The organism is Aquabacterium lacunae (genome assembly GCF_004310865.1).
In the GTDB taxonomy this organism is placed as follows: Bacteria; Pseudomonadota; Gammaproteobacteria; order Burkholderiales; family Burkholderiaceae_C; genus Aquabacterium; species Aquabacterium lacunae.
In genome coordinates, this window is sequence record NZ_SIXI01000001.1 from 451,415 (window position 1) to 476,910 (window position 25,496).

Consider the following 25,496-nt stretch of genomic DNA (forward strand, 5'->3'; position numbering starts at 1 on the left):
TTCAGGCCTCTTTCTGACCGATGGTGGGGCTGACCGTGTGGTCGTCTTGCTGGCTGACCTGGGCCTGCTCGAAGCTGGCCATGTCGCGCAGGAAAACGCAGGCCGACTGCAGCAGCGGCCAGGCCAGTGCAGCGCCCGAGCCCTCGCCCAGGCGCAGGTCGAGCCTGAGCAGAGGCTGGGCCTTCAGGTGGGCCAGCATGCGGGCATGGCCGCTTTCGTCCGACTGGTGCGCGAACACACAGCGCTGCAACACCAGGGGTTGCAATGCCTGGGCCACCAGCAAGGCACTGGTGGCGATGAATCCATCGACCACGATGACACGGTCTTGCGCGGCGGCCTCCAGCATGGCACCGGCCATCATGGCGATCTCGAAGCCGCCGAAGGCCGCCAGCACGGCCAGTGGATCGGCTTGCCCGGCAGGGGTCGGGGACAGCGCCTGTGCATTGACCTGCACCGCCTGAGACAGCACGGCCAGCTTGTGGCGCAAGCCGTCGTCACTGACGCCGGTGCCACGGCCCACGCAGTCGGCCAGAGGCACACCGGTCAGGGCATGCATGATGAGCGCGGCGCTCGATGTGTTGCCGATGCCCATTTCCCCGAACAGCACGGCGTTGCCGGGCAGGCCATCGACCACAGCGGCGCCCTGCTGCAGGGCCTGCTGGCATTGCGCGGCACTCATGGCCGGGCCTTCGCTGGCGTCTTGCGTGCCCAGGGCCACCTTGCGCACCTGCAGGCCTGCACGCGGGGCGATGTCACGGGCCACGCCCGCATCGACCACCGTGAGCGCCAGGCCATGCTGACGGGCCAGCACGCTGACGGCCGCTCCACCGGCCAGGAAGTTCTCCACCATCTGCCAGGTCACGTCTTGCGGGAAGGCCGACACGCCCTTGCGCGCCAGGCCATGGTCCCCCGCGAACACCACCATCTGGGGCGACTGCAAGGCAGGGGTTTCGGTGCCCTGCACCATGCCCAGCTGCCAGGCCAGCCGCTCGAGGGCACCCAGGGCACCCAGCGGCTTGGTCTTGTGGTCGATCACGTGCTGCAGGCGGGGCGCCAGAGCGGCATGGCGCTGGTGCAGGTCGTGGATGCGGGAGGTGTCGGTCATGGAAGGCATGGGTTCAGGAATCGGCTGACTGCAGGCGAAAGGCGGGCGACAGGTGGGCGTCAGGTGTGATGGGGTGATGGGCCAGGCTCAGTGGGCCGCAGCAGGGGCACGCCAGTCAAGCGGCCCCTGGTAGCCGAGGGCTTCGGGGGTGGTGCCGACCACGCGGCAGATGGCGGCCAACATCTGGGCCAGGCCACGCTCCAGCGCCACGGGCCCGGGGGCCAGGAGGTCTGACGAGGGCATTTCCAGCACGGTGGCGTTCAGTGCAGCCCAGCCCGGGCGGGCCAGCACCTGGGCCGTGTCGAAGCGCTGGCCGCACCACGCGCCCAGCACCAGCTGCGGCTGAGCGGCCAGCACCTCATCGGGCGTGACCGCGCGAGCGCTGAACGGGTCACGCCTGGCGCGCTCGGCCATGACGTCGATACCGCCGGCCAGGGTGATCAGCTCGCTCACCCACTGGATGCCGCAGGTCAGGGGCGTGTGCCACTCTTCGAAGTACACGCGGGGCCGCCAGGGCAGCCGCGCCGCGGCCTGCTGCACCTGCGCCACATGCGCACGCAGTTGCTGGTTCAGGGTATGGGCCTGCTCGGTGCGGCCCACGCACTGCCCCAGGGTGTCGACCATGGCATGGATGCCTTCGATGTGCCGGTGGTTGAACCACAGTGTGGGCAGGCCTGCAGCCTCACATTCATCGAGCAGGGCCCGCTGCACCTTGGAATAGCCGATGACCAGATCGGGCTGCACCGACTGGATGCGGGCCAGCCTGGCCGTTTTGAAGCCGCTGACCTTGGGCTTGTCGTGCCGGGCTTCGGGCGGGTACACCGTGAACCCCGAGACCCCGGCGATGCGATCGGCCACACCCAGGCGGTACAGCACGTCAACCGCCTCGGTCGACAGCACGGCCATGCGTTGGGGCGAAACGGGCACCGGGTGGGCGGCAGACATCAGGACGAAATCGTTCATGCGGGGCAACAGGCGATCATCAGACAGGGTCGGGCCATGCGCAAGGCTCAGGGTGAGAGAGGCCAGCGGTCAAGGGGCCTGCGGTCATGGGGCGGCCTGCTGCAGCAGGGTCATCAGGCTGCCTGGCTCGAAGTGGCGGTCGACATGGTCGGCGAGGCCGTCGAACACGGTGTCGAGCCCGGCCACGCCCTGCCCCAGCAAGGCCTGCAACGCAGGTTCGCACTCGAGCAGGCCATGCAGGTACAGGCCCATCACGGCCCCCTGGCGCCAGCCCAGGCACTGGCCCTGGTCGTCGAACAGCACGGGCTGCAAGGTCTCGGCCGGTGGGGCCGCAAGGCTGCCAGACACCGCGTCACAAGGGCGGGTGCGCCCCTGGTGGATTTCATAGCCGCTCACGGCCAGGCCCGCCCAGCACCCCCAGGGCCGAGGCACATGCGGCATGGGGCCGAAGCGCGCCTGGGTGTTTCGCAGCAGCTTGTCGTGCTCGAAGTGGGTGTCGAGGTCCAGCAGGCCCAGGCCGCGCTGGCTGCCGTCGGCTTCGGTGTGCACGCCCGCGCCACGGTCGACGCCGTGGGGGTCCAGCAGGCGCTGGCCCAGCATCTGCAGGCCACCGCAGATGCCCAGCACCGGGCGGCCCGCGCGGGCGTGGGCGCGGATCGGCTCGGCCAGGCCCTGGTCGAACAGCCACTGCAGGTCGGACGAGGTGTGCTTGGAGCCCGGCAGGATGATCCAGTCGACACCGGTCAGGTCACGCGGTTCGCGGGCCCAGTGCAGGCGCACATCGCGGCTGGCACGCAGGGGCTGGAACTCGTCGAGGTTGCTGATGCGCGGGTAGGCCACCACGGCCACCCGCAAGGCACTGCCCGGGCCCCCGGTGGCCTGGTCGTCGAACACGCCGTCTTCTTCGGGCAGGCCATGCTCGCGCCACATGGGCACCACGCCCACCGTGGGCACGCCCGTCAGGCGCTGCAGCATGTCGGGCCCGGGGCTGAGCAGGCTGGCGTCGCCGCGGAACCGGTTGAGCACAAAACCCTTGACGCGCGAACGCTCCAGCGGGGGCAGCAACTCGAAGGTGCCGTACAGGTGGGCAAAAGCGCCACCGCGGTCGATGTCGGTGACAAGCAGGCAGGCGGCATGCGCATGCAGGGCCGTGCGCATGTTGACGTAATCGCTGGCGTGCAGGTTGATCTCGGCTGGCGAGCCGGCCCCTTCGATGACGACCAGGTCGTGCTCGGACATGAGCTCGTTGAGGGCCTGCCGCGCATAAGGCCACAGCAGGTCGCTGCGCTCGCGCCAGGGCACGGCCTTGAAGTCGTCGCGCACCTGCCCCATGACCACCACCTGGCTGGCGGTGTCTTTCTCGGGCTTGAGCAGCACGGGGTTCATGCGCACATCGGGCACCACACCAGCGGCGAGGGCCTGGAAGTACTGGGCGCTGCCGATCTCGCCTGGGCGACCGTCGAGACCTGGCACCACCCGGGCGTTGTTGCTCATGTTCTGCGCTTTGAAGGGCGCCACTTTCAGGCCCTGGCGCGCATACCAGCGGCACAAGGCGGTGGCCAGCCAGCTTTTGCCGGCCCCGCTGGTGGTGCCCAGCACCATCACGGCACGTGCGCTCATGGGAGATCTCCTGATTCGGTGGTGGCAGGCGCGGAACAGACCGTGCGCAGTGCAGCGTGCATGTCGGGGCTCGGCGCATGAACGGGCGCCTGAGCCGACACCGGGCTCAGTGCCCTGGCCAGTGCTTGTTGCGCCTGCGGGCCCTGGGCACTCAGGCGCCACCAGCCGGGTGCACCCAGGCTGGTGGCGTCGCGCAGCTTCAGGCCCTGCGCGCGCCAGGCCACGGCGTCCACCCGCAGGCCTTCAGGCGGACGCGCCAGAAAGAAATGGCTGTCGGTGGGGGCCACGCGCCAGCCCTGCGCCTTGAGCAGGCCCTGCAGGTCATCGCGCCACAGGCGCAACTGCGCGCGGCTTTGCGCCAGCCAGGCCTGCACTTCGGGCAGCAGGCAAGCCTGCAACAGGGCCACGCCCTCGGCAGACAACACCCAGCCCGGAGCCAGTTGCCACAGGCGCTGCACCAGGCTGTCGGCCTGCAGTCCTGCCGGGGCCACCAGCCATCCGGCGCGCACGCCGGTGGCGCCCAGGGCCTTGTTGGGCGACCACAGCTGCCACACCTGGGGCCACACGGGCGCCCAGGCGGCGTCATCGCGCGGGGCCATGCGCAGGGGCTCGTAGGCCAGGTCCAGGGCCACCACCGAGCCTTGCGGCAGTTCGGGCAGGTGCGCGGCCAGCAAGGCCACGCGTTCGGCACTCAGCAGCCGGCCAGTGGGGTTGAGCGGGTCACACAGCCACCACAGCACGGGCTCACCTGCGTGCACGGCCGCAGCCCCCTCGCCCAGGGGGCACGGCAGCACGCGCAGGCCCAGGGCCCGAGCGGCCTCGGCGTAATCGCCATAGCCGGGCTGAGGCACCCACACGGTGCGCACGCCCTGAAGGTGCGCTATCAAGGTCAGGCGACGAATGGCTTCGCTGCTGCCGGCCGTGGGCACGATGCGCCGGGCCGACACGCCCTGCTGCGCCGCCAGGGCCTCACACAGGGCTTCGTAGCCCGGCGCGGGGTAGTGGCGGCGGTCGGCGCTGGCCAGGGCCTGCCGCAAGGCCTCGGGCCAGGGCAAAGGGTTGGCGTTGCTGGAAAAGTCATGCGGGGCCACACCTTGGGCGTCGGTGCCGCCGTGGGCCGCCCAGGGCGGGGTGTGCACAGACGGGTTCATGCACCACCTCCGGCCGGGTTGACAGCGCTGCCCATGCCCAGGGCCTGCAGGGCCACCAGCAGCACCGTGCAGGCCCACAGCAGATGGCGCACTGCCTGGTCGGCCCATGCCAGGGCCTGGGCGGTGTCGGCCGCAGCCGCCTGGCGCCCCAGGGGATGCAAAGCGTAAACGCCCGGCTTGCGCAAGCGCACGCCCAGCAAGCGCGCCATGGTGCCCATCGGCCAGCCCCCATTGGGTGACGGGGTCTGCGCGGCCTCGTGCTGCATCTGCGCCCAACCGGGCCAGCGGCCCGCGGCCAGGCACAGCAGCAAGGCCGTCAGGCGCGCAGGCACCCACGACAAGGCGTCGTCAGCCCGTGCGGCCCATTTGCCCACCCACTCATAGCGCCCGCGATAGCCCCACATGGCATCGGCCGTGTTGGCAAAACGGTAGAGCGCCGCGCCCGGCAGGCCCAGCAGCACGAACCAGAACAGTGGGGCCACCACCGAGTCGTTGAGGTTCTCGGCCAGGGTCTCGATGGCGCTTTCGCGCACCTGGGTGGCGTCCAGCACCGTGACATCGCGGCTGACCAGGCGGGCCAGTCGCTGCTGCCCGGCCTGCAAAGACTGGCCCAGGGCGGTTTCCACTGCGGCCACTTCGCTGGCCAGCATGCGCCAGGCCATCAGGGGCTTGAGGCACAAGCCCAGGGCCACGCCCTGCACCGCCCACAGGGCCAGCCCCGGCAGGCCTTGGAAGCCCGTGCCGTCAGGCCATTGCGCCAGCCACCAGGCCTGGCTGGTGGCCTGCACACCCACCTCGATGGCCAGGGCCAGCACCAGCACACCCAAGGCGCCCAGGCACCAGGCCAGGGTGCCGCCCAGCAGCGCCTGGGTGGCGGGCCAGGCGGTCATGCGCGGGCCCAGGGCACCCAGGTAGCGCCCCATGACCACCACGGGGTGGGCCCACACGGGTGGCTCGCCAAACCGGCGATCGACCCACCAGGCCACCCACAAGGCCACACAGGCCGCCATGCACACCCCCTGCCCCGCGCCCATGCCCGTCCCTCAGTCCTCGATGCCACGCTGGGCTGGCACGCCCGCGTTGTAGTGGTGCTTGACCAGGGTCATCTCGGTCACGGTATCGGCCAGCTCGACCAGCTCTTGCGGCGCACCGCGGCCGGTCAGCACCACGCTGACGTGGCTGGGGCGGTCACGCAGCACCTGGATCACGGTCTGCAGATCAAGCCAGCCATAGCGGATGGGGTACATGATCTCGTCGAGCACCACCAGGAAGTGCGTGCCCGCCGAAATGGTCTCGGCACAACGCGCCCAGCCATCACGGGCCAGCTGGGCCGAATGCTCCAGGTCACGGCTTTTCCAGCTGAAACCGTCGCCCAGGCCTTCGATGGGCACGCCCAGTTGCTCGAACACGCGGTGCTCGCCAAAGCGCGCCGAAGGCACCTTCATGAACTGGTAGATCTTGACGACCTTGCCTCGGCCGTGGGCGCGCAGGGCCAGGCCGAAAGCGGCCGTGCTCTTGCCTTTGCCATCGCCCGTGTGGATGAGGATCAGGCCACGGCGCTCGCCGTCGGGTTTTTCAGCTTGCCGGTCAACGGGCGGTTTTTCAATCTGCATTCAGACTCCAGACACTGACAAAGGGGCCTGTTCCAAGGGACGGCCCCGCACGACACACATCATCGTCGGGCGACACGCCCGATGGCAGGGGCCTGTGCGCCCCACGTCCAAGGCCTGTCGTTCGACAAACACCTTCGGCTCGCCCCGTGCCGGCAGCACGCCGACTTCTGCACACCCGCCCCACTCAGCGCACCCCGGGGCCGAACAGCGCCGCCACCGCCGAAGGGTTGGACGGGAAGTACAGGTGCAGGAAGCTGGCCAGCAAGCGCCGGTGGCGCCACACCGCTTCGGGCTGCCCGTTCAGGCGACGCGGCCGGGTGGTGCCCGCCGGGCTCAAGGGGCTGTCCATCGCCGCATGGTGGAAGGTGTGCCCACGCAGCACGCCCTCTGGCAGGGCCACGTCGTGCAGGCCCAGGTTCACCAGGCGTTTGCGCATCGTCCCTTCACCGGCCAGCAGACCCCACATGGGCACACGTTCGCCCTCGTGCGGGGTCAGGCCATCGATCAAGGCCAGCATGCCGCCGCACTCGGCCACCAGAGGCTTGCCTGCGGCCACATGGTCCTTCAGCCAGGCCTGCACGTCGTGCCGTGCGGCCAAAGCCTTCGCATGCAACTCCGGGTAGCCGCCGGGCAGGTAGAGGGCATCGGCTTCGGGCAACACGGCGTCATGCAAGGGCGAGAACATCTGCACCTCGGCGCCCAGCGCCCGCAGCACCTGCAGGTTGGCCGGGTACACAAAGGCAAAGGCTTCGTCCCGGGCCACGGCCACACGCACGCCGGCCAGGGGCTGACCTGCCGGCAGCTGCTCAGGCTCGGGCAGCTCAGGCGGCGGCAGGAACTGCACCGGCGCCGGCATGGCGGGCTGCATGGCGCCCAGGGCCTGGGCCGCACGGTCCAGGCGTGCTTCGATGTCGGCCACCTCGTCGGCCTGCACCAGGCCCAGGTGACGCGAAGGCAGCTGCAGGGCTTCGTCGCGCGGCAGGCCGCCGAACCAGGCCATGTCCTGGGGCAGGCTTTCCTGCAGCATCTGGGCATGGCCCGTGCTGCCCACGCGGTTGGCCAGCACGCCGGCCACCTGCAAACCGGGCCGGTATTGGGCCAGCCCCAGGGCCAGGGCACCGAAGGTCTGGGCCATCGAGGCCGCATCGATCACGGCCAGCACCGGCAGGCCCAGCGTCAGGGCCAGGTCGGCCGACGAGGGGTTGCCATCGTGCAGGCCCATCACGCCTTCGACCAGGATCACGTCGGCCTGCTGGGCCGCTTCCCACAACAGACGGCGGCAATGGGCTTCGCCCCCCATCCACAGGTCCAGCTGCAACACCGGGTGGCCGCTGGCACGCTCCAGCACCATGGGGTCCAGGAAATCAGGGCCGGTCTTGAACACGCGCACGCGCCGCCCCTGCTGCACATGCCAGCGCGCCAGAGCCGCGGTGGCCGTGGTCTTGCCCTGGCCGGAAGCCGGTGCGCTGACCAGCAGGGCCGGGCACGACACGGCACCGGCGGGGCCAGAGGCCAAGGCGGGAGGTTGCAAAGGTGAAGGCATGTGCGTCAACAAAAGTTCAGACAATCAAAGGCAGGGCCACCCACTGGCCCACCACCTGGTGCAGGCTGACCCGGTGGTCGAACACGGCCTGCAGGGCCTGGCGCGTGGCGGCATCGTGGGGTGAGCCCTGGTGCAGCACCCGGCCCTGGGCCATCACCACCAGTTCATCGGCCATCAGGGCCATGTTCAGTTCGTGCAGCACGCTGACCACGGTGGTGCCCGCGTTGCGCTGCTGTTGCACCATGGCCAGCCAGTCGGCCTGGTGGGGCGGGTCGAGGTGGCTGAGCGGTTCGTCCATCAACAGCACAGGGGCCTGCACGGCCAGGGCACGTGCCAGCAGCACCCGCTGGCGCTCACCACCCGACAGGTGCGACAGCGGGCGGTCGCGCCAGGCCCAGCAGTGGGTCTGCTGCATGGCCTGCTGCACCACGGCCTGGTCGTGTGCAGTGGGGGCCGCCAGCCAACCCTGATGCGGCATGCGGCCCAGGGCCACCACATCGATGGCGCGCAGGTCGTCGCCCCCGCCTTCGGCCTGGCCCAGCCAGGACACGAAACGGGCGCGCTCGCGCAGTGGCCAATCGGCCAGGGCACGGTCTTGCCAGAGCACCTGCCCCGTGCAGGCCTGCAGGCCGGCTATCACCTTGAGCAGGGTCGATTTGCCCGCACCGTTGGGCCCGACGATGGCCGTCCAGCGCCCTGGGGCCAGGCGCAAGGACACGCTCTGCAAGGCGAAGGCCTCGCCCTGTCGGGGCCACTGCACGGACACGCTTTGAACACTCAGCATGGTCAGCTCCGGTGCATGCGCCACAGCAGGTAGCCGCCGCCCATCACGGCGGTCAGCACCCCCACGGGCAACTCTTGCGGTGCCCACACCCAGCGGGCCACGGTGTCGGCGCACAGCAGCAGCAGCCCGCCCATGGCGGCCGACAGCACCAGCAGGGGGCCATGGGTCAGCACCACGCGGGCACGCACGAGGTGCGGGGCCACTAGGCCCACGAAGGAGACCAGCCCCGCCTGGGCCACCGCAGTGGCTGTGCTCAAGGCCAGCGCCAGCACCAGCACATTGCGCACCCAGGCCATGGGCACGCCCAGGCTGCGCGCCACGGCGTCACCCAGGCTGAGGGCGTCGAGTGCGCGTGCGCCACCCAGGGCCATCAGCAAGGTCACCCCGAGCACCGGGGCCATCACGGCCACGGCGGGCCAGCCCAGAAAGCCCGTGGTGCCCAGCATGAAGGCCTGCATGGGCCGCATGATGTCGGGCACCAGCAGCATGGTCATGGCGCTCAGCGCGCCCAGCACCACCCCCACCACCACGCCGGCCAGCAGCAGGCGCAAGGTGTGCAGCACGCCGCGCGCCAGGGCCAGCGTCAACAGCACAGCCGCCAGGCTGCCCAGGAAGGCGGCACCGGTCAGGCCCAGGCGCCCCCACCAGGCCATGCCCATGGGGCTGAGCCCGAAACAGGCCATGCACAGGGCCACGCCCATGGCCGCCCCGGAAGAGCTGCCCAGCAGGTAGGGGTCGGCCAGCGGGTTTCGGAACAGACCTTGCGCCAGCGCGCCCGACAGCCCCAGCAAGGCACCGGCCAACCAGGTGCCCAGGGTGCGCGGCGCGCGGATGTCCCACAGGATCTGGGTGGCCATGTCGGCGTTGTCCACCGGGGGGCGCCACAGCAAAGGCTCCCACCCCTGGCTGCCCACCGACAAGCTGGCCAGCACCGCCAGCATGGTCGAGAGCAGCAAGGCCAGCACCAGGCGCCACAAGGCCGCTGGCTGCGAGGCCTGGGCCGAAGCCATGAACAGGCTCATCGCGCCCCCTGCCCTGCAGGCCACAGGCGCTGCAGGCACTTGAGCATCACGCGTGCGGCCTCGCCCATGCGGGGCCCGGGGCGCGACAGCACATCGGTCTCGTCGGGCGAGAAGGCACACACCCGCTGCTGCTTCACCGCGGCGATGCCCGACCAGCCTGGCCGTTGCGGCAAGGCAGTGGCACTGCGCGAGGCCACCATGATCAGGGCCGGGTTGGCGCGCACCACGTACTCGGGGTTCAGTTTGGGAAAAGGGCCCATGGACGCGGGCACCACATTGACCAGCCCGAAGGATTTCAGCGTGGCGCCCATGAAGGACGACTCGCCCGCGGCAAAGGGCGCGGCATCAACCTCGTAGTACACGGTCTGACCGCGGGCAGCCGGTGGCACAAAAGCGGCCGCGGCCTTGAGCTCGCCTTCGATGCGGCGCCACAGGCGATCGCCCTCCGGTCGCTTGCCCAGCACGGTGGCCACCTTGCCGATCACGCGCTGCACATCGGGCTGCGAGCGGGGCTCCAGGGCCACCACTTTGATGCCCAGGGCCGTGAGCCGATCGATGATGCGCGAGGAAATGCCCAGCAGCACCACATCGGGCCGCAAGGCGACGATGCCTTCCACACTGGCGTCGTCAAGGCCGCCCAGCTTGGGCAGCTTGCGCACGGCCTGCGGGTGGGTCGAATAACGGTCGGTGCCCACCACCTTGGCGCATTCGCCCAGTTCGCACACCGTTTCGGTCAGCGAGGGCAGCAAGGTCACGATGCGCTGCGGCGGCTGCGCCCATTGCACGCTCACGCCCCGGTCATCGACCACCTGCACGGGCGCAGCCATGGCCGAGCCCGCAACAGCCATGGCAACCGCGGCAGCCCAGCGGGCCGTGCGCCACAGAAGCCTCAACACCGCGGGCCCGCTCATGCCACCACCGGACGGTGCCAGGGCTGCCCGGCGACCATCAAGGTCAGGTCGCTGCACCGGGCCGCAAAGCCCTGGTTCAGCCAGCCCAGTTCATCGACAAACTGGCGCACCTCGCGGCCCATGGGCACCACGCCCCAGCCCACCTCGTTCGACACAGCCACCACGGGGCCGCTCAGTTGCGGCAAGGTGGCGAACAGGGCCTCGCGCTCGGCACGCCAGGCGGCCACATCGCCCGGCCCCTCGGCCGGCATCAGCCAGTTGGTCAGCCACAGCGTCAGGCAATCGACCAGCAGCAGGCGGTGCGGTGCCGCCTCACGCTGCAGCACGGCCGTCAGGGCACGCGGCTCTTCCACCGTGCGCATGCCCTCGGGGCGCTCGGCCTGGTGGCGGGCGATGCGCGCGCGCATCTCGTCGTCCCAGGCCAGGGCCGTGGCCACCACCACCACCTCACGCGTGTGGCCATCCACCGCAGGCTGCATCAGCCAGCGCTGCGCCAGCGCCTCGGCATGGCGCGACTTGCCGCTGCGTTGCCCGCCAACGATGAGGTGGTGCATGGTCATCACAGGCTCGGTGTGAAACGAATGCCCACGAACACGGCACGGGGTGTCACCGAATAGTTGCGTGCCAGCTCGTATCGACGGTCGGTCAGGTTGTCCAGACGGGCCACCAGCTTCCACTCTGCATCGAGCGCACGGCTGAGATCAGCGGACCACACGGTGTAACCTGCCAGTCGGTTGCCTGCGTCCATGCGGTAGGACTGAGCTTGAGCCTGCACGCCCCATTGCCACCCCATGACGTCCGACTCGGCGCGCAAGGTCGCACGCTGACGGGCACGGCGGTCCAGCAAGGCATCGGTGCTCACCCGTTTGGGCACCCCCAGGTCGACACTGCCCTGCCAACGCACGCCCAACCAGGGCGCAGAAGCCATCAACTCAACGCCTTTGAGGTGGGCCTGACCCAGGTCCATGTAGCACCCATCGACCGACGCGCGCAAGCAGCCGGATGCCGCCGGCCGAGACACGAAGTCGGTGAGGTGGTCGATTCGGGTGTCGTACGCCGTGACGGCGGCCTGCACACCGTTACGGTCATGCTTCAGGCTGAGCTCGGTGGTACGTGAACTTTCGGGCTGCAGGCCAGGCGTGCTGTAGTAGCTGAAGCGCTGGTACAGGGTCGGCGCTTTGAATGCCGTGCCCCAACTGCCGGTCAGCTGCCATCCGGGTGCCAGCTGGTAACGAGCACCCACGTGCCCGGTGTGATGACGGCCGAACTCGCTGTCGTCGTCCTGCCGCACAGCCAGGTCGGTGCCCCACTGGCCCGCACGCCATTCGTGCCCCAGGGACACACCCAGGTCTTCCCGGGCGGGCCAGACGCCTTTTTGAGCAGGCGCCAAAGCAGTCAGGTTGAAAAAAGTCTCGCGGCGATGATCCACCACGGCCCGTACGGTGTGTGCGCCCAGGCGCTGCTCGACCAGGGCTGAAGCCGTGCGGGTGCTGGTCTCGTTGAGCGCTTGCGAGGGTGTGGTCTGGTAACGGTCGGTGGTCTGCCCGATCGACACCTGCGAACGCAGACCGCCTGCCCATTGGGCCTGCCAACCCAGGTTTCCCTGCGTCAGATCTCGCAACACACGGTCATCGTTCTTCGACGAGGTGGACGCGTCGTACTGGCTGTTGCTGTGGTTCTGCAACCAGCCCACGCTCAGCCGATGGCCTGGCATGACGCGCCAGCCCAGGTTCAGATTCGCCGACGCATCGCGTTGACCGTCACGATCTGCGGCACGGCTACCGATGACGGCATTGAGTCGCGAAGACGGGCCCAACAGCGTGCTGCCCGCAGCGCCGAAAGCCGCGTCCACAGCGCCCCAGTGCCCGGACAAGGCCACGTCGGCCTGCGCCAAGTCCTGGGTGCCCAGCCCCATGCCGACACTGGCCTGGGGCTTGCCAGCGCCTTGCTTGGTGAAGATCTGCACCACACCGGCCACCGCAGAAGACCCATACATCGCGCTGGCGGGACCGCGCAACACCTCGATGCGATCGACCAAAGCCAACGGCAGAGCCTCCCAACCGGCCCCCCCACTGGTGGTTTGCGACTCGAAGGGCACGCCGTCGATCAGCACCAGCACGTGGCGCTTCTCGGCGCCCCGCAGGAACAGGCTGGTGGTGGTCGCTGGTCCGCCATTGCGCACCATTTCAAACCCCTGCACACCGCGCAGCACATCGGCCACGCTGGTGCCTGCTGCACGCTCGATGGCATCACGCCCGATGACCGTCACATTGGCCAGCACCTCGGAGACGGGTTGTGGCAAGCGAGAGGCCGTGACCACCTGCTCCGGCAAAGGTTGAAACACGGGCGATTCCGCCCACGCGTTCGACAGCAACAGGCCCGAAATGGCCATCGACAAAGCAGAACGCAGCCCGGGTGCGCGCGGCACCGAGTGAGAGATCGACATGACAGAAAAGGATCAGCGAGCCCTGACCTGCATCCCCGCAGGCACTGGACGACATGGCGCGCACGCAGGCACACCCCTTGCTGGCCGGTATCCGGGCTGGGCGATGCAACCCGTGAGGCCTTCCCAGTGGAGCGAACCACCAGTGGCAGAGCACACGAGCGAGCCATGCAGGGCATGGCTGACCGCCGACCGTTGCGGGGGCAGCGCAAGTCAGGCTGGCATCGGCGATGCGGCAGACCCTCTTGCTTCCCGTTTAACTGCACCGGGAAGAACCCCGGCACGAGCACCAACAGGCCGCATTGTAGTGCGTGCGCCCCCTACAATGACCAACTCCTCTGGCCCTGCCCTGCCCGCCATGTCCCGGATCGATCCTCTTCTCGACCGCGTCGAACGCCTGCTGCTTCGCCACGAAGAACTGCAGCGCACCAATGCCCTGCTGCAAGAGCAGCTGGCGGTGGTCAGCAACGAGCGCGATTCGCTCAAGGCCCGCCTGGCCGCCGCACGCCACCGCATCGACGCCCTGATCGACAAGCTGCCCGCCAGCGCCGACCAGGCCGCCACCGACACCCCGACCGACCAGCCATGAACCGCCCCGGCATGAAACAGATCGAAGTGGCCATCATGGGCCAGAGCTACCTGCTGGGCTGCCCGGAAGGCGGCGAAGAACGCCTGAAGGAAGCCGTGGCCCGGGTCGACAAGGAAATGTGCGGCATCCGCGATGCTGGCAAATTGCGCGCCCGCGAACGCATCGCCGTGCTGTCGGCCTTGAACCTGGCCTTCGAGCTGGCCGGCACGCAGGCCCAGGCCGCCGCAGCACCCGCGCGCGAGGCCTCGAGCGCCAGCGACGCACCCACCAGCACCGAGCAAGCCGAGCACATCGACCAGCTGATCGGCCGCCTCGATGCCGCCCTCAATGGCGACGGCCACCTGCTCTGACAAGCCCACGCCCGATCTGTCAACAAAACCCGCAAGCACTGCGGTGTTGAGCGGCTCGCACCAAGCCCACCGCCTTACAATGCAGGTGTTCGTCGCGTTCGCGGAAGCTTATATTTCCTTGAACCGATGCTCATTGAGCCAGGGCTTGGAACATTGCGGCACAGGTGCGATCGTCTCGCGTCAGATGAACCCAACGTGCTGCTGACCTCGCCCACCTGAATCCCCTGGGTTCAGGAGTGCGGCGACTGGTGCGCGACGAACGCCTTGAACACATGACAAGAGCCGGCACTGCCGGCTCTTTGCTTGGGTGGGTCGCCCTGCGCTGGCCTCAGGTGGCCGGCACGAACTGGATGCTGGCCAGGGTCAGGTGGTTGCCGCCCTTGGCGCGCGACGCGGCCATGGCGCGGTCGGCACTGCGCATCAGCTCTTCGACTGAACCCGCGGTGTGCGGGAAGCTGGCCACGCCCATGCTCACGGTGAACGGGATCTGCTGGCCATTGAAGGCCACGATGTGCTGCGAGCAGGCCTTGCGCAGGTGTTCCATGCGCGAGTGGGCCGTGGCCAGGCCCACGCCCGACAGCAGCACGGTGAACCGGTCACCGCCCAGGCGGCATGGGGAGTCCATGGCACGGGTGTTGGCCTTGAGCAGGCGCCCCAGGGCCTCGACCACGCGCTCGCAGCTGTCGGCACCGTAGGTTTCGCGGATCTGGTCCATGCCATCGATGGACACCGACACGATGGCGAACTCACGCTGCTCGCGGCTGGAGAGGTCGGCCTCGCGGCGCAACTGCTCTTCGAAGTGGGCGCGGTGGTAGAGGCCCGACACCGAGTCGCGCACCTGGTTGTCCTGCATCTCGCGGCGCAGTTCGGCGTTGGCCTTTTGCTGCTCTTCGAGCTGGGCCAGCGTGGCCTGCACCAGCACGTCGCGCTTGCGCTGCTCGGTCACGTCCTGCCAACAGCTCAGGATGCGGGGCCCCTGTTCGCCACTGGCGGGCACCGGGTGCCGCCACACCACGTACTCGCGGCGCTCGCCATGGCGTTCGATGCGGTGTTCACCGGCATAGGCCGTGCCCAGGGCCACGGCCTGCTGGTCGGCTGCCCTCAGGGCCACCGCCTGCACGGCGTCAAAAAGCTCGGCGTCGGTCTGGCCGACGATGTCTTGGCTGGCCACCAGCACGCGAGGCGCGCAAGGCGACGCGGCGGTGAAGCGCCCGCTGGTCAGGTCCTTGACGAGCACGGCCACGCCGGTCTGGTCCAGGTAGCGAAGCAGCGCATCGTCCAGCGAAGCCAGAGGAGGCATCCAGGTCGCGAGAGAATCGGCCATGTTGTTGATCGTTTGTTGTCCTGCAGCCGCGAAACAAGGGTTCGGAAAGCTCCCTGCATGTTGGCGCAAATCGCCGAGGGCGACCGCCCTTCAAACAAGGGATGAACCACCTTTTTTCCGTGCACAAATGATGATTTTGGGTAACTTTTCGGATTACATCCCATGCTGAAGATCGCAGTGTTGGGCATCGGCCTCATGGGCCTGCCCATGTCCCGCCGCCTCCTGGCCGCCGGACACCCCCTGAGCGTCTGGAACCGCAGCCCTGAAAAAGCCGCACCGCTGGTGGCCCAAGGCGCCCGCCTGGCCCCCTCCCCGCGCGAGGCCGTGCAAGACGCCGACCTGGTCATCACCATGCTGACCGACGGTGACGCGGTGGGCCAGGTGCTGTTTGGCGAGGACTTGCCCAACGCGGCCAGCGGCCTGCGACCCGGCACCCTGGTGGTCGACATGAGCTCCATCCTGCCAGCCCAGGCCCAGGCCCATGCCACCCGGCTGCAAGCCCTCGGCTGCACCGCCCTGGACGCCCCGGTGTCGGGCGGCACCCTGGGTGCCGAAGCCGGCACACTGGCCATCATGGCCGGCGGTGATGCAGGTGCATTCGAGGCCGCCCGACCGGTGCTGGAGGTGCTGGGGCGCCCGGTGCACGTGGGCCCGGCCGGCAGTGGCCAGCTGTGCAAGCTGGCCAACCAGATGATCGTGGGCATCACCATCGGCGCGGTGGCTGAGGCCTTGCTGCTGGCCGAACGCGGCGGGGCCGACCCGGCCAAGGTGCGCGAAGCCCTGCGCGGCGGTTTTGCCGAAAGCCGCATCCTGGAGGTGCACGGCCTGCGCATGGTCGAGCACGACTTCGCCAAACGCGGCTCGCTGGCCGTGCAACTCAAAGACCTGCGCAACGCCATGCACACCGCCGCCGAGCTGGGCTTTGCCGCCCCCATCACCGAGCACCTGACCGCGCTGTACCGGGCGGCCTTCGACCAGGGGCTGGGCGAGCAGGACCAGTCGGCACTTTTCCAACACCTGCACGCTTTGCAGCCGCACCGCACGGGCCACTGAGCGCCCCCTTGAGCGCGATCAAGGCGCGCAAGCGCGCCATGCCGACACTGTCGCCTTTCCCAGAAAATCGAGGCGAAGTCCATGGCCCACGAGCTCTACCGAGACGACCGGCACCGGTGCCTGATGTTCACAGACCTGAGCGCCGACGCCGGTGACGCCGTACCGTCCAATCAGTTCCTCATCGTCAACGAGGACACCGGGGCCATCATCGACCCAGGGGGCAACATGGCCTACAACGAGCTGCTGCTGGGCGTGTCGCGGCACTTCGCGCCGCAGCGCCTGGCCGCCATCATCGCTTCGCATGCCGACCCGGACATCATCGCCTCGCTCGACCGCTGGATGACGGCCACCAGCGCACCGCTGTACATCTCGCGGGTGTGGGAGCGCTTCTGCCCGCACTTCTGCAAACCTGGTAAAACGGTCCAGCGCGTGCGTGGCATCCCCGACGAAGGCATGCGCATCCCCATCGGGAACAGCGAGCTGATCGCCCTGCCAGCCCATTTCCTGCACGCCGAAGGCAACTTCCAGTTCTACGACCCGGTCAGTCGCATCCTGTTTTCAGGCGATCTGGGCGCGTCGTTCCGCACCGACCTGCGTGGCGGACAGGTGGTCACCTCGCTGGCCGACCACATCCCGTCGATGGCGGGTTTTCACAAGCGCTACATGGTGTCGGGCAAGGTGCTGCGCTGGTGGGCCCAGATGGTGGCTCCCTTGCCCATCGACATGATCGTGCCACAGCACGGTGCCCCGATGGCCGGTGCGGCCGTGGGTGAGTTCATCGCGTGGGTTCAGACCCTGAGTTGCGGCATCGATCTGATGCAACAAAGCCATTACGCCATCCCAGACAGGTGATGGGCAAAGGCCGTCCGTCGCGCAACAACCAGCTCACGTCATTGAACGGCAGGTGCATCAGCCCCTTGGTCACCACGATGGGCAGGTCGTCGATGCCGCGAGACAGGTTGAAACTGGCTTCGCGCGTCATCTGCGCCCGCAGATCGGCCTTCACGGGCACGGTGGCATGCACCCGGGTCTTGAGGGGCACGTTCAGCGTGCCGGGCACTTCCGTGCGCACGGCCAGGTCCAGGTCCAGCGGCACCACCGTGTCCACCGGCACCTGCACCTTCACGGGCACATCGAAGGCCACGGGCAGGTTCACCGTCATGGCGGGCAACCACGACACCAGCGGCACCTGGGCCTGCACTTCGGTCCGCACCGGGATCACGGCGTCCAGGGCCACCGAGGTGCGCACCGGCACCTGGGCGTGCACACGGGCCCGCGCCTGAATGGGGCCAGGCACCTGCACCTGCAGCATCTGATCGATCGGCACCACCACGCGCTGGCGAAGGTCCACATGCGTGTTGAGCACGGAATGCACCTCGGCCCTCGCCTCCAGCCCGGCTGGCAGCTCGATGTGAACCGGCAGGCCGTCGATCAGGGCCAGGCCCTGCCAGTGGTCGCGCCACCACCACAGCAGGCTCACCACCAAGGCCAGCCAGAGCGCCAGGATCAACAGAGACACCCCGATCAGCGCAGGCCAGCCCACGCCGCGGTGCCAGCCCCTTGCATCGCCCTCGGGGTGAGGCGCCCCACCCTGTTCAGCCTCCGCTGCGCCTGGGCTCACGGCCGAACCTCCAGCAGGTCCAGCCGCTCAAGGGCCGAGGCCGCCGATGCCGCCATGCCCGGTGGCAAGGCGCGCACGGCACGGGGGGCCCACGGGCGCATGCGCTCGGGCACCAGCGACGCCCAGCCGCTGGTGGGCGCCACCGTGATCGCATCGAAAGGCAGCAGCACCTCGGTGTGCACCAGCGCCACATTCACCTCCTGCCGCGGGAAGCGCAAGGTGGCCTGCAGGGGCTCGGTCAACGGCAGGCTCAGCGACTCTCGGATCGGGATCTGCGCCTTCACCGTGGTCTGCACATGCGCACGGATGGGCTCGGTCAAGGTCACCTGGGCTGGTACGTCCAGGGACACGGGCAGGGTGTGACGCACGGGAACCACCAGCTTGACCGGCACCTGCGCCTTCAGCGGCACCTTGCCTCGGATGGGCACGTTCACGGAAAAGCCCAGCACCTTGGTGCGCACCGTGGTGTCGAGGTCGATGGTCTGGTCGATGGCGAACACATGCTCGAAAGGCACGTCGATCGACACCGGCACCTGGGTTTCCACGTGCACCTTCACGGGCACGGGGTCAGGAAAAGGAATGCTCACGTGTTCGTCGATGGGCACCGACACGGGCAGCACCTGATCGACCTTGACCCGCACCGCCCGACTGACCTCGGCCTGCACGGCCAGGGAATCGGGCAGGCGCACCAGGGCGGGCTGGTGCCTGAGCGTGACCTGAGCCGCCATGTGCCGCCAGGCCCACCAGCCGCACAGGCCCGCCACCGCGCTCATCAGGAGCACCAGCACCAGCGCGGTGAAGATGAGGGCCTTCCAGGTGACCGGGGCAGCACGACGTCCGAACATGCGACCACTCTAACCCAGCGCATGGCCCGAGCACTGCACAATACGGGCTTTGCAACGCTGGCCCCCCCGGCATGAGCCTTCCTTTCACCGACCTGCCCTCGGCACGCGCCATGTTCGAGCGCCTGCAAGCCGAAGCGGCCCGCCGCGGCGAAACACTGCGCGAGCCTCCTCCCGAGCCCACCACCTGCTGCGGCCGCGGCTGCAATGGCTGCGTGTGGGAAGGCTGGTACGACGCTGCGTTGTACTGGCAGCAAGAAGCCGAACTGATCCTGGGTACCGACTGACCAGGGGCCTCTGCGGTCCGGCATGGTGGTGAACCGGCTCAGGCCTGCGCGCCAGGCTGGATCTCGTAGACCACGTCGTGGCGGTGGGCGGTGCTGGGGCCCGACAGCAAGAAGGTGTCCCAGCCCAGACGCCCTGCCAACGGCGCGCGGGCGCTGTCCAGGCTGCACCCTCGCACGGCATCGCGCTGCAGCACCAGCTGGACCTCGAAGGCCACACTCACGCCATGGCACAGCGCTAGCCAGGAGGCCAGCGCGCGCGCGCCCTCGCCGCCCGGCCTGAAGCGCGCATGCTCGGCCTGGCTCAGAGGGCCCAGCACCAGGCGGGCCCGCAGATCACGCTGCCACACCCGCCCGCCCAGCAAGGCCGACTGCCCCAGCACCCCGCCCTGCTGCCCGAGCAGCGACCGCCCCTCCTGGGGCACCTCGGCCCACTGGCCCACGAAGGGTTCCAGCTGCACAGGCACCTGCAGGTAATCGGCCAGCAGGCGTTGCAGCTGCTCGGCCGACAGGGTGCGCTGCTGCAAGGCCCCTGAAAAGTAAGCCAGGGCCTCGTCAGCGACGCCATGCGTGGCACCGTCATGCCGCCCCCGCAAAGCCTTTTGTCCCAAGCCTGCCAGGGCCAGCGCCATGGGCAGGAAATGCTGCTGACTGTCTCGCTCGTAGCGCAAGGCCAGGCGGTGCTTTTCCCAGGCGCGGTGGAACAGGCCGACCATGCGGTTGGCGAACAGGTCGAGGAAGGCCCGGGCCCCGTCGTCACGCGTTTCAGCTTCGCGGTGCAGCAGCGATTCGGTGTAGGCCGTGGGCAAGGCGCCCTGCCCACCCAAGAGGCCCATGAAGGCCGGGGTGAGTTCGTAAGTGCCTGGCAAAGGTGCCCCACCCGACTTGGCATCCAGTGCGCCGCTTGCCGCGCCATCGGCGCGTGTTTCAGCAGGCCCTGGCCCGACGCACCGCAAGGCTTCGATCTCGCTGGCAGGGAACGACAAGGCCAGGGAGTTCCGGAAGCGGATCTGCTGGCCCAGGGCGTCGTCACGGCCATGGGCCTGGAGCAGCAGGCGAACCGCCTGGAAGAACCCGAAGCGCTGAGGCTCTGACTGCAGGAGCGCCAGCGGTGATGGCACCGCCCGCCTGGCCCTTGAAGGGGGTGGCAAGGTGCTCACAGCAAAGCCCTGGCGCCACTGCGTGGTGGGCACTGGATCAGCACCTCGCCGCTGCGGGCGGACAGCACCGTGAGCTGCGTGAAGCTGTTGAGGTGCGCATACAGGCCAAAGAAGTGATCCAGCACCGCCACGAGCGCGCCCAGCCCCGAGCCCACGAATGCGCTTTCTTCAACCTCCAGGCGCACTTCGGTGCCACGCACGAAGGTGGCAAAGGGCTTGCCCGGCAGCCAGGCCGTGGCCGCGCGGTGGCTCACCCCCACCAGGCCTTCGATCTGGCGGGCATTGGCGGTGGAGCGCGGCAGGTCGTACAGGCGCAACATTTCCTGCAAGGCCTCCAGCCCGCCCTGGCTGATGGACAGGTGGTTCAGCGACAGGTGCGACACCAGGCGCCACAGCAGCCCCTGCCCACGCTCGAAACGCAAGGTGGGCGTGGGTTTGCGCAGCAGCCGGATCTCGCGGGCCAGGGAGCCCCCTTCCAGAAACAGATCACCCCCCTGTGCGCCCACGGTCAGCCAGGTGGGCAGATCGCGGTGCGTGGCCCACACCTGCAGGCTGAGGGTGTCGGTCTGTGGCAGCGCCGGCTGGAACTCGGTGTCGACCAGGGCCAGCTCGGTCTCGTGACCTGGGCTGGTGTCGGCGATGCTGTCGTCACGGCGCACCCACCAGTAGCGCCCGGGCCGCGCTCCCGGCTCCGCGCCCTCGCCCCCTTGCAGCACCTGCGGGTGGCGCAGCGAGAAAAAAGGCTCGAAAGTGTCCACCTGCTCACCATCGGGCGACTGCCGCACGCGGTAGACCTTGTCGATGCTGTGCACCTCGTGGGCCCAGGGTCGCCGGCCATCGACCAGCACCGGGTAGGCCACCGAGGTGTGCGTGATGCGGATGGGGTCGGCGGGCGTGCGGTACAGGTTGATGACCGGCGTGCAACCCAGCTGCAGGTTGTCGGCCTGCACGCTTTCGAGCAGGCGCGAGGTGTCGGAGTCGGCCCGCACGCCCTGCACCAGCAGGTGCAGGGTCAGCATGCCGCCACCAGGCCCGATGTCGCCGCCGGAGCCCGACATGGTGTCAGGGCCCACATCGGGCATGGGCAGGTCCACGAAGTTGAACTTCTCGGGGAAGGCGAAGTATTCGGTGAGCAAGCGGTAGGCCGGATGCGCCCGGGCGTCGACATCGAGCAAGGCTTCGTCTTCGCCAAAGCCCACCAGCGTGGGCAATGCCGACTGGGGCATGCCACCGGCATCGGCCCGGCGTGCAGGGCCCTGCCAAGGCACATGGGGGCGCGTCTCAGCCATCACGGCGCACACCTGGCGCGTGAGGGTTTCGCGCAAGGCACTGACCAAAGAGGCTTCGCCATCGAGGTACACGCGCAAAGTCTGCCCCTTGAACATGTCCCAACGGGCCTGAGGCGACATCAGCTGCAGGCTGAGCGACAACACCGAGGTGGCGGCCGACGGCAAGCGCGTGCCCGCAGGAGCCGCCACGGCATTGCGGTACTGGGCCTTCACCAGTTGCACGGGCCACAGGGCCAACGGCTGGGTGCTGCGGAACTTGCAGGCGACGCCTTTGACCGGTCGGCTGTTGAGCACGGTGCCGCGCGGCACCTTCACCGCCCGCGTGAGCTGGGCCGCCTGAGGCCCCAGCTCGAAACGCGCCACCGAGCACGAAGGAAACGGGCGCAGGTAATGGGGGTACAGCACCTCCAGCAGCGACTCGGTGACGAGGGGGAAATCATCGTCCAGGCGCTTGTGCACGCGAGCTGCCAGCAAGGCAAACGACTCGATCAGGCGCTCGACGTGCGGGTCCTGGGCCATGTCGTGGCCCAGTTGCAGGCGCGACGCGATGCGGGGGTAGGCCTGTGCAAACTGCTGGGCCGACTTGCGCATCCAGGCCAGTTCGCGTTCGTAATGGGGCAACAAGGCCTGCATGGCGTCAACCTCCCAGGGGGCGCTGCACCTGGTAGCGCTGGGTGAGCGGTGACAGCACCGCATCGAAACTCACGGGCTCCATGGCCTCGTGGGCCACCAGCAAGGCGCGGATGCCAAAGTGCAGGCGCTGGGTGCTGCCGTCGGTGCGCGACACCACCACCTGCACCTGACGCAGGCGGGGCTCGTGCAGCGCCAGACTGCGCTGGATGTCCTGGCACAAGGCCTGGCGATCGTGTTCACTGCTGAGGCTGAAGGCCACGAAATCCTTGAGCCCGTAGGACAGCACCGACTGCTGGCACTGCGGCATCCCATCGAGGGCTTCCGGCTGCAGGCCACAGCGGCTGTTGAGCAAGCGCTCGACGTCGCCCGCCACGCTGTCTTTGAGACGCTCGACCGAGGTGTGCACCACCTCGCCCTGGGCATCTCCCAGGAGCTTTTCCATCAGATTGAGGCTGAACAACGCCATCGACATGAAGCAAGCGGCGACCAACGGCCGCCGCTTGTCCTCCCTTGATTTTTTAAGTTTTGACCGTCAGTTCAGCATCAGCCGAACGTGGCGGTGTTGGTGGCCAGGTTCCAGGCACCGGTGCCGGTGACTGCGCCCTGGCTGCCGTCCAGCTTCGAAGCCGAGTAAGTCCATTCCACCGACGAGTACTTCAGGCCGAAGGTTTCCTTGGGGATGCCTTCTTCCGTGACCGAGGGGGCCACCGACGAGATCAGCACGTTCTTGAGTTTGATGACCAGGTACTTCACACGGGCGTTGGTGGTGCCGGTGTTGAAGGAACCTGTCTGGCCGCTGGCGCGGTAGAAGGTGATCTCGACTTCAGGCGTGACCAGGCCTTGCGAGGCGGCTTGCCACAGCTTGGGGCTGGCCGAATCGATGTCCTTGACGAAGGTCATTTCTTCGTGCTCGCAGCGCTCCGACGTGTGGCCACCCGAGGTCGACGACGAGGCCGACTTGGGCTGACGGATCAGGTGCTTCCACGAATCGACTTCGATGGTCGGCTTGCTGTTCTGGCCCGTGGCCGAGTTGCTGCCATGGGCAGCGTCGCGCACGTCACCCTTGATGGCCGAGTTCTTGAATTCGATGTAGATGTCTTTCACAGGCTTTCCTTCCGTGAATGTTTATGGAAATACAGGGTCAGAGAACGTGCCCGATCAACCGCGGCCGCCCTGGGGCAGCTCAGCCACCAGACGCAGGGAAACCGAGAGCTCATCGAGCTGGAAGTGCGGCCGCACAAAGGCCACCGCACGGTACACCCCGGGACGGCCGGGTACTTCCTGCACTTCGATGGAAGCTTCCCTCAGGGGGTATTTCGCCTTGGCTTCCTGAGAGGCGCTGTCGTCGGCCAGCACGTACTGGTTGATCCAGCCATTCAGGAACCCTTCGACATTGCCCGCCGAGGCGAAGCTGCCGATCTTGTCGCGCATCATGGCCTTGAGGTAATGGGCGATGCGGCACACCGAGAAGATGTATTGCAGCTGGGCGGCCAGCACCGCATTCGCATTCGCAGCGGGGTTGTCGTATTTCTTGTGTTTCTGCACCGACTGCGCACCGAAGAAGGCGGCGTAGTCGGTGTTCTTGCAGTGCACCAGGGGGATGAAGCCCAGGTCGCTGAGCTCTTTCTCGCGGCGGTCGGTGATGGCCACTTCGGTGGGGCACTTCAAGGCCACTTCGCCGTCATCGGTCTTGAAGGTGTGGGTGGGCAGGTCTTCGACCAGGCCGCCACCCTCCACGCCACGGATGGCCGCGCACCAGCCGTACTGCTCGAAGGCCGAGGTCAGGCGGGCCGCAAAGGCGTAGGCCGCGTTCACCCACAGGTACTTGTCGTGGTGGGTGCCGTCGGTGTCTTCCACGAAGGTGAAGCCTTCGGTGGTCAGGCCATCTTTGGGGTTGTAGGGCAGACGGCCCAGGAAGCGCGGCAGGGTCAGGCCCACATAGCGCGAATCTTCAGAATCACGGAAGGACTTCCACTTGGCGTATTCGACCGTGTCGAACACCTTGGACATGTCACGCGGCTTGCCCAGGTCGGTGAAGGCCTCCAGGCCCATCAGCTCGGGCGAAGCAGCCGACAGGAACGGCGCGTGTGAGGCGGCCGCCACGTGCGACATCTGTTCGATGAAGTACATGTCTTCGGGCGAACGACCCACTTCGAAATCACCGACCATGGCCGCAAAGGGTGCGCCCCCGAAGGTGCCGAACTCTTCTTCGTAGACCTTCTTGAACAGGGCCGACTGGTCGAAATCGATGGCCGACTTGAAGTCCTTGACCAGCTCTTTCTTGCTCACGTTGAACACCTTGATCTTCAGGTGTTCGCCGGTGGAGGTCTGCTTGCACAGGTAGTGCAGGCCCGACCAGCTGGATTCGAGCTTCTGGAACTCGGGGGCGTGCAGCACTTCCGACAACTGGTCAGAGATGAGGCGGTCGATGTCGGCAATGCGGGCATCGATCATGGCCGACAGGTTGTCGGACACGGTGACAGTGCCGTCCATGACTTCACGGACCAGCTCGCCGATCAGGTCGCGGGTGCGGTGGTGCTCGACTTCATTGCGGGCCACACGGCTTTGCTGAATCAGGCTGTCCAGCAGCGAGCTGCCTTCGGTCGGCAGGGCAACAAGGCCTTGGGCGCCCTGGGTTTGCAGTTGTGCGCTCATGGGGTCACTCCTTGTCGGCCTGAGGGGCCACTTCGGCATTGAGCTGGGTCAGCTTGTCGGTGCTGGCCAGGGCATCGACCAGGAGGTCTTCGAGCTTCTCGTTGCTGGCCATCTTGGCGCGCAGGTCGGACAGGCGGGTGCGGGCTTCGAGGAGGCGGCGCAGGGGCTCGACCTGTTCGACCACAGCCTCGGGGCGGAAGTCGTCCATCTTGTTGAACGCCAGGTTGACGGCGAACTCGCCGCCGTCAGCGCTGATGCGGTTGCGCACGCGGTAGCTGGCGCGGGGCGCCATGCCGGCCATGACCTCGTCGAAGTTGTCGAGATCGACATTGACGAACTTGCGGTCCTTGACCTTGGGCAGGGGCTGATCCGGGTTGGGCTGGCCGGTGAAATCACCCATCACGCCCATGACGAAGGGCAGTTCTTTCTGCTCGATGGCATCGCCGATCTCGACGTCGTAGGTCAGCTGCACGCGCGGGGGGCGCACGCGCTCCAATCGTTTCTGAACGCTGTCTTTCTTGGACATGGCAACTCCTGAGTG

General features: G+C 68.2%; 26 protein-coding genes and 1 riboswitch. Of the genes, 5 read left to right on the plus strand and 21 right to left on the minus strand.

What is annotated here, in order from left to right:
• Position 1 precedes the first annotated feature (1 nt).
• From cobT to EYS42_RS02050, 12 genes are all read right to left on the minus strand, one after another.
• Complete coding sequence (gene cobT, locus EYS42_RS01995; protein WP_130966180.1) at positions 2–1,105, minus strand: nicotinate-nucleotide--dimethylbenzimidazole phosphoribosyltransferase; 1,104 nt, start codon at positions 1,103–1,105, stop codon at positions 2–4.
• A gap of 87 nt (positions 1,106–1,192) precedes the next feature.
• Positions 1,193–2,068, minus strand: coding sequence for an ABC transporter substrate-binding protein (locus EYS42_RS02000; RefSeq protein ID WP_207301087.1), 876 nt, complete (start codon positions 2,066–2,068; stop codon positions 1,193–1,195).
• 84 nt (positions 2,069–2,152) lie between these two features.
• Positions 2,153–3,688 (minus strand): cobyric acid synthase, encoded by a 1,536-nt coding sequence (locus EYS42_RS02005; RefSeq protein ID WP_130966181.1) that lies wholly within the window; start codon positions 3,686–3,688, stop codon positions 2,153–2,155.
• Positions 3,685–4,839 carry a pyridoxal phosphate-dependent aminotransferase gene (locus EYS42_RS02010; RefSeq protein ID WP_130966182.1) on the minus strand — a complete coding sequence of 385 codons (1,155 nt, stop codon included), beginning with the start codon at positions 4,837–4,839 and terminating at the stop codon, positions 3,685–3,687. The genes EYS42_RS02005 and EYS42_RS02010 overlap by 4 nt, the downstream gene beginning before the upstream one ends.
• Positions 4,836–5,873, minus strand: coding sequence for an adenosylcobinamide-phosphate synthase CbiB (gene cbiB / locus EYS42_RS02015; protein WP_130966183.1), 1,038 nt, complete (start codon positions 5,871–5,873; stop codon positions 4,836–4,838). Before cbiB ends, EYS42_RS02010 begins: the two co-directional genes overlap by 4 nt.
• A 9-nt stretch (positions 5,874–5,882) precedes the next feature.
• A complete protein-coding gene (cobO, locus tag EYS42_RS02020) occupies positions 5,883–6,452 on the minus strand; it encodes a cob(I)yrinic acid a,c-diamide adenosyltransferase (protein ID WP_130966184.1) in 570 nt (189 codons plus the stop codon).
• Positions 6,453–6,636: 184 nt separating this feature from the next.
• Positions 6,637–7,995, minus strand: coding sequence for a cobyrinic acid a,c-diamide synthase CobB (locus tag EYS42_RS02025; protein ID WP_130966185.1), 1,359 nt, complete (start codon positions 7,993–7,995; stop codon positions 6,637–6,639).
• A gap of 16 nt (positions 7,996–8,011) precedes the next feature.
• A complete protein-coding gene (locus tag EYS42_RS02030; protein WP_130966186.1) occupies positions 8,012–8,779 on the minus strand; it encodes an ABC transporter ATP-binding protein in 768 nt (255 codons plus the stop codon).
• A 2-nt stretch (positions 8,780–8,781) separates the two neighbouring features.
• Positions 8,782–9,801, minus strand: a complete 1,020-nt coding sequence (locus EYS42_RS02035; RefSeq protein ID WP_245503461.1) for a FecCD family ABC transporter permease — start codon at positions 9,799–9,801, stop codon at positions 8,782–8,784.
• Positions 9,798–10,712 carry an ABC transporter substrate-binding protein gene (locus EYS42_RS02040; protein ID WP_130966187.1) on the minus strand — a complete coding sequence of 305 codons (915 nt, stop codon included), beginning with the start codon at positions 10,710–10,712 and terminating at the stop codon, positions 9,798–9,800. The genes EYS42_RS02035 and EYS42_RS02040 overlap by 4 nt, the downstream gene beginning before the upstream one ends.
• A complete protein-coding gene (cobU, locus tag EYS42_RS02045; RefSeq protein ID WP_130966188.1) occupies positions 10,709–11,272 on the minus strand; it encodes a bifunctional adenosylcobinamide kinase/adenosylcobinamide-phosphate guanylyltransferase in 564 nt (187 codons plus the stop codon). Before cobU ends, EYS42_RS02040 begins: the two co-directional genes overlap by 4 nt.
• Complete coding sequence (locus EYS42_RS02050) at positions 11,272–13,158, minus strand: TonB-dependent receptor domain-containing protein (protein ID WP_130966189.1); 1,887 nt, start codon at positions 13,156–13,158, stop codon at positions 11,272–11,274. Before EYS42_RS02050 ends, cobU begins: the two co-directional genes overlap by 1 nt.
• 65 nt (positions 13,159–13,223) lie before the next feature.
• Positions 13,224–13,464, minus strand: a riboswitch (cobalamin riboswitch).
• Between the two features lie 40 nt (positions 13,465–13,504).
• Between EYS42_RS02050 and EYS42_RS02055 the strand changes: the two genes are divergently transcribed.
• Entirely contained in the window at positions 13,505–13,744 is a 240-nt protein-coding gene (locus EYS42_RS02055; protein WP_130966517.1) for a cell division protein ZapB, read from the plus strand.
• 11 nt (positions 13,745–13,755) lie between these two features.
• On the plus strand, positions 13,756–14,094 hold the full coding sequence (locus EYS42_RS02060; RefSeq protein WP_130966518.1) for a cell division protein ZapA: 339 nt from the start codon (positions 13,756–13,758) through the stop codon (positions 14,092–14,094).
• Between the two features lie 328 nt (positions 14,095–14,422).
• Here the strand turns inward: EYS42_RS02060 and EYS42_RS02065 are convergent, their stop codons facing one another.
• A complete protein-coding gene (locus tag EYS42_RS02065; protein ID WP_130966190.1) occupies positions 14,423–15,418 on the minus strand; it encodes a GGDEF domain-containing protein in 996 nt (331 codons plus the stop codon).
• A 162-nt stretch (positions 15,419–15,580) separates the two neighbouring features.
• Between EYS42_RS02065 and EYS42_RS02070 the strand changes: the two genes are divergently transcribed.
• Both EYS42_RS02070 and EYS42_RS02075 read left to right on the plus strand, forming a co-directional pair.
• The gene (locus tag EYS42_RS02070; protein ID WP_130966191.1) at positions 15,581–16,471 is read left to right on the plus strand and encodes an NAD(P)-dependent oxidoreductase; all 891 of its coding nucleotides are present in this window, start codon (positions 15,581–15,583) and stop codon (positions 16,469–16,471) included.
• A gap of 81 nt (positions 16,472–16,552) precedes the next feature.
• Positions 16,553–17,323 (plus strand): oxygen-binding di-iron domain-containing protein, encoded by a 771-nt coding sequence (locus EYS42_RS02075; RefSeq protein WP_130966192.1) that lies wholly within the window; start codon positions 16,553–16,555, stop codon positions 17,321–17,323.
• On the opposite strand, the gene EYS42_RS02080 is transcribed toward EYS42_RS02075, so the two are convergent.
• Positions 17,247–18,092, minus strand: a complete 846-nt coding sequence (locus tag EYS42_RS02080; RefSeq protein WP_130966193.1) for a hypothetical protein — start codon at positions 18,090–18,092, stop codon at positions 17,247–17,249. The two genes, EYS42_RS02075 and EYS42_RS02080, sit on opposite strands and share 77 nt — an antisense overlap.
• Complete coding sequence (locus EYS42_RS02085; RefSeq protein WP_130966194.1) at positions 18,089–18,937, minus strand: hypothetical protein; 849 nt, start codon at positions 18,935–18,937, stop codon at positions 18,089–18,091. The genes EYS42_RS02080 and EYS42_RS02085 overlap by 4 nt, the downstream gene beginning before the upstream one ends.
• Positions 18,938–19,008: 71 nt before the next feature.
• On the opposite strand from EYS42_RS02085, the gene EYS42_RS02090 reads away from it, so the two are divergent.
• The gene (locus EYS42_RS02090; RefSeq protein ID WP_165456602.1) at positions 19,009–19,221 is read left to right on the plus strand and encodes an oxidoreductase-like domain-containing protein; all 213 of its coding nucleotides are present in this window, start codon (positions 19,009–19,011) and stop codon (positions 19,219–19,221) included.
• Between the two features lie 38 nt (positions 19,222–19,259).
• On the opposite strand, the gene tssG is transcribed toward EYS42_RS02090, so the two are convergent.
• The 6 genes from tssG to tssB all read right to left on the minus strand — a co-directional run bounded on the left by tssG (position 19,260) and on the right by tssB (position 25,481).
• Complete coding sequence (tssG, locus tag EYS42_RS02095) at positions 19,260–20,339, minus strand: type VI secretion system baseplate subunit TssG (RefSeq protein ID WP_245503462.1); 1,080 nt, start codon at positions 20,337–20,339, stop codon at positions 19,260–19,262.
• A gap of 35 nt (positions 20,340–20,374) precedes the next feature.
• Positions 20,375–22,300, minus strand: a complete 1,926-nt coding sequence (gene tssF / locus EYS42_RS02100; protein ID WP_130966195.1) for a type VI secretion system baseplate subunit TssF — start codon at positions 22,298–22,300, stop codon at positions 20,375–20,377.
• Between the two features lie 4 nt (positions 22,301–22,304).
• The gene (tssE, locus tag EYS42_RS02105) at positions 22,305–22,742 is read right to left on the minus strand and encodes a type VI secretion system baseplate subunit TssE (RefSeq protein WP_165456603.1); all 438 of its coding nucleotides are present in this window, start codon (positions 22,740–22,742) and stop codon (positions 22,305–22,307) included.
• Between the two features lie 101 nt (positions 22,743–22,843).
• A complete protein-coding gene (locus tag EYS42_RS02110) occupies positions 22,844–23,404 on the minus strand; it encodes an Hcp family type VI secretion system effector (RefSeq protein ID WP_130966197.1) in 561 nt (186 codons plus the stop codon).
• 54 nt (positions 23,405–23,458) lie between these two features.
• Complete coding sequence (gene tssC, locus EYS42_RS02115) at positions 23,459–24,955, minus strand: type VI secretion system contractile sheath large subunit (RefSeq protein ID WP_130966198.1); 1,497 nt, start codon at positions 24,953–24,955, stop codon at positions 23,459–23,461.
• Between the two features lie 4 nt (positions 24,956–24,959).
• Complete coding sequence (gene tssB / locus EYS42_RS02120) at positions 24,960–25,481, minus strand: type VI secretion system contractile sheath small subunit (protein ID WP_130966199.1); 522 nt, start codon at positions 25,479–25,481, stop codon at positions 24,960–24,962.
• Positions 25,482–25,496 lie beyond the last annotated feature (15 nt).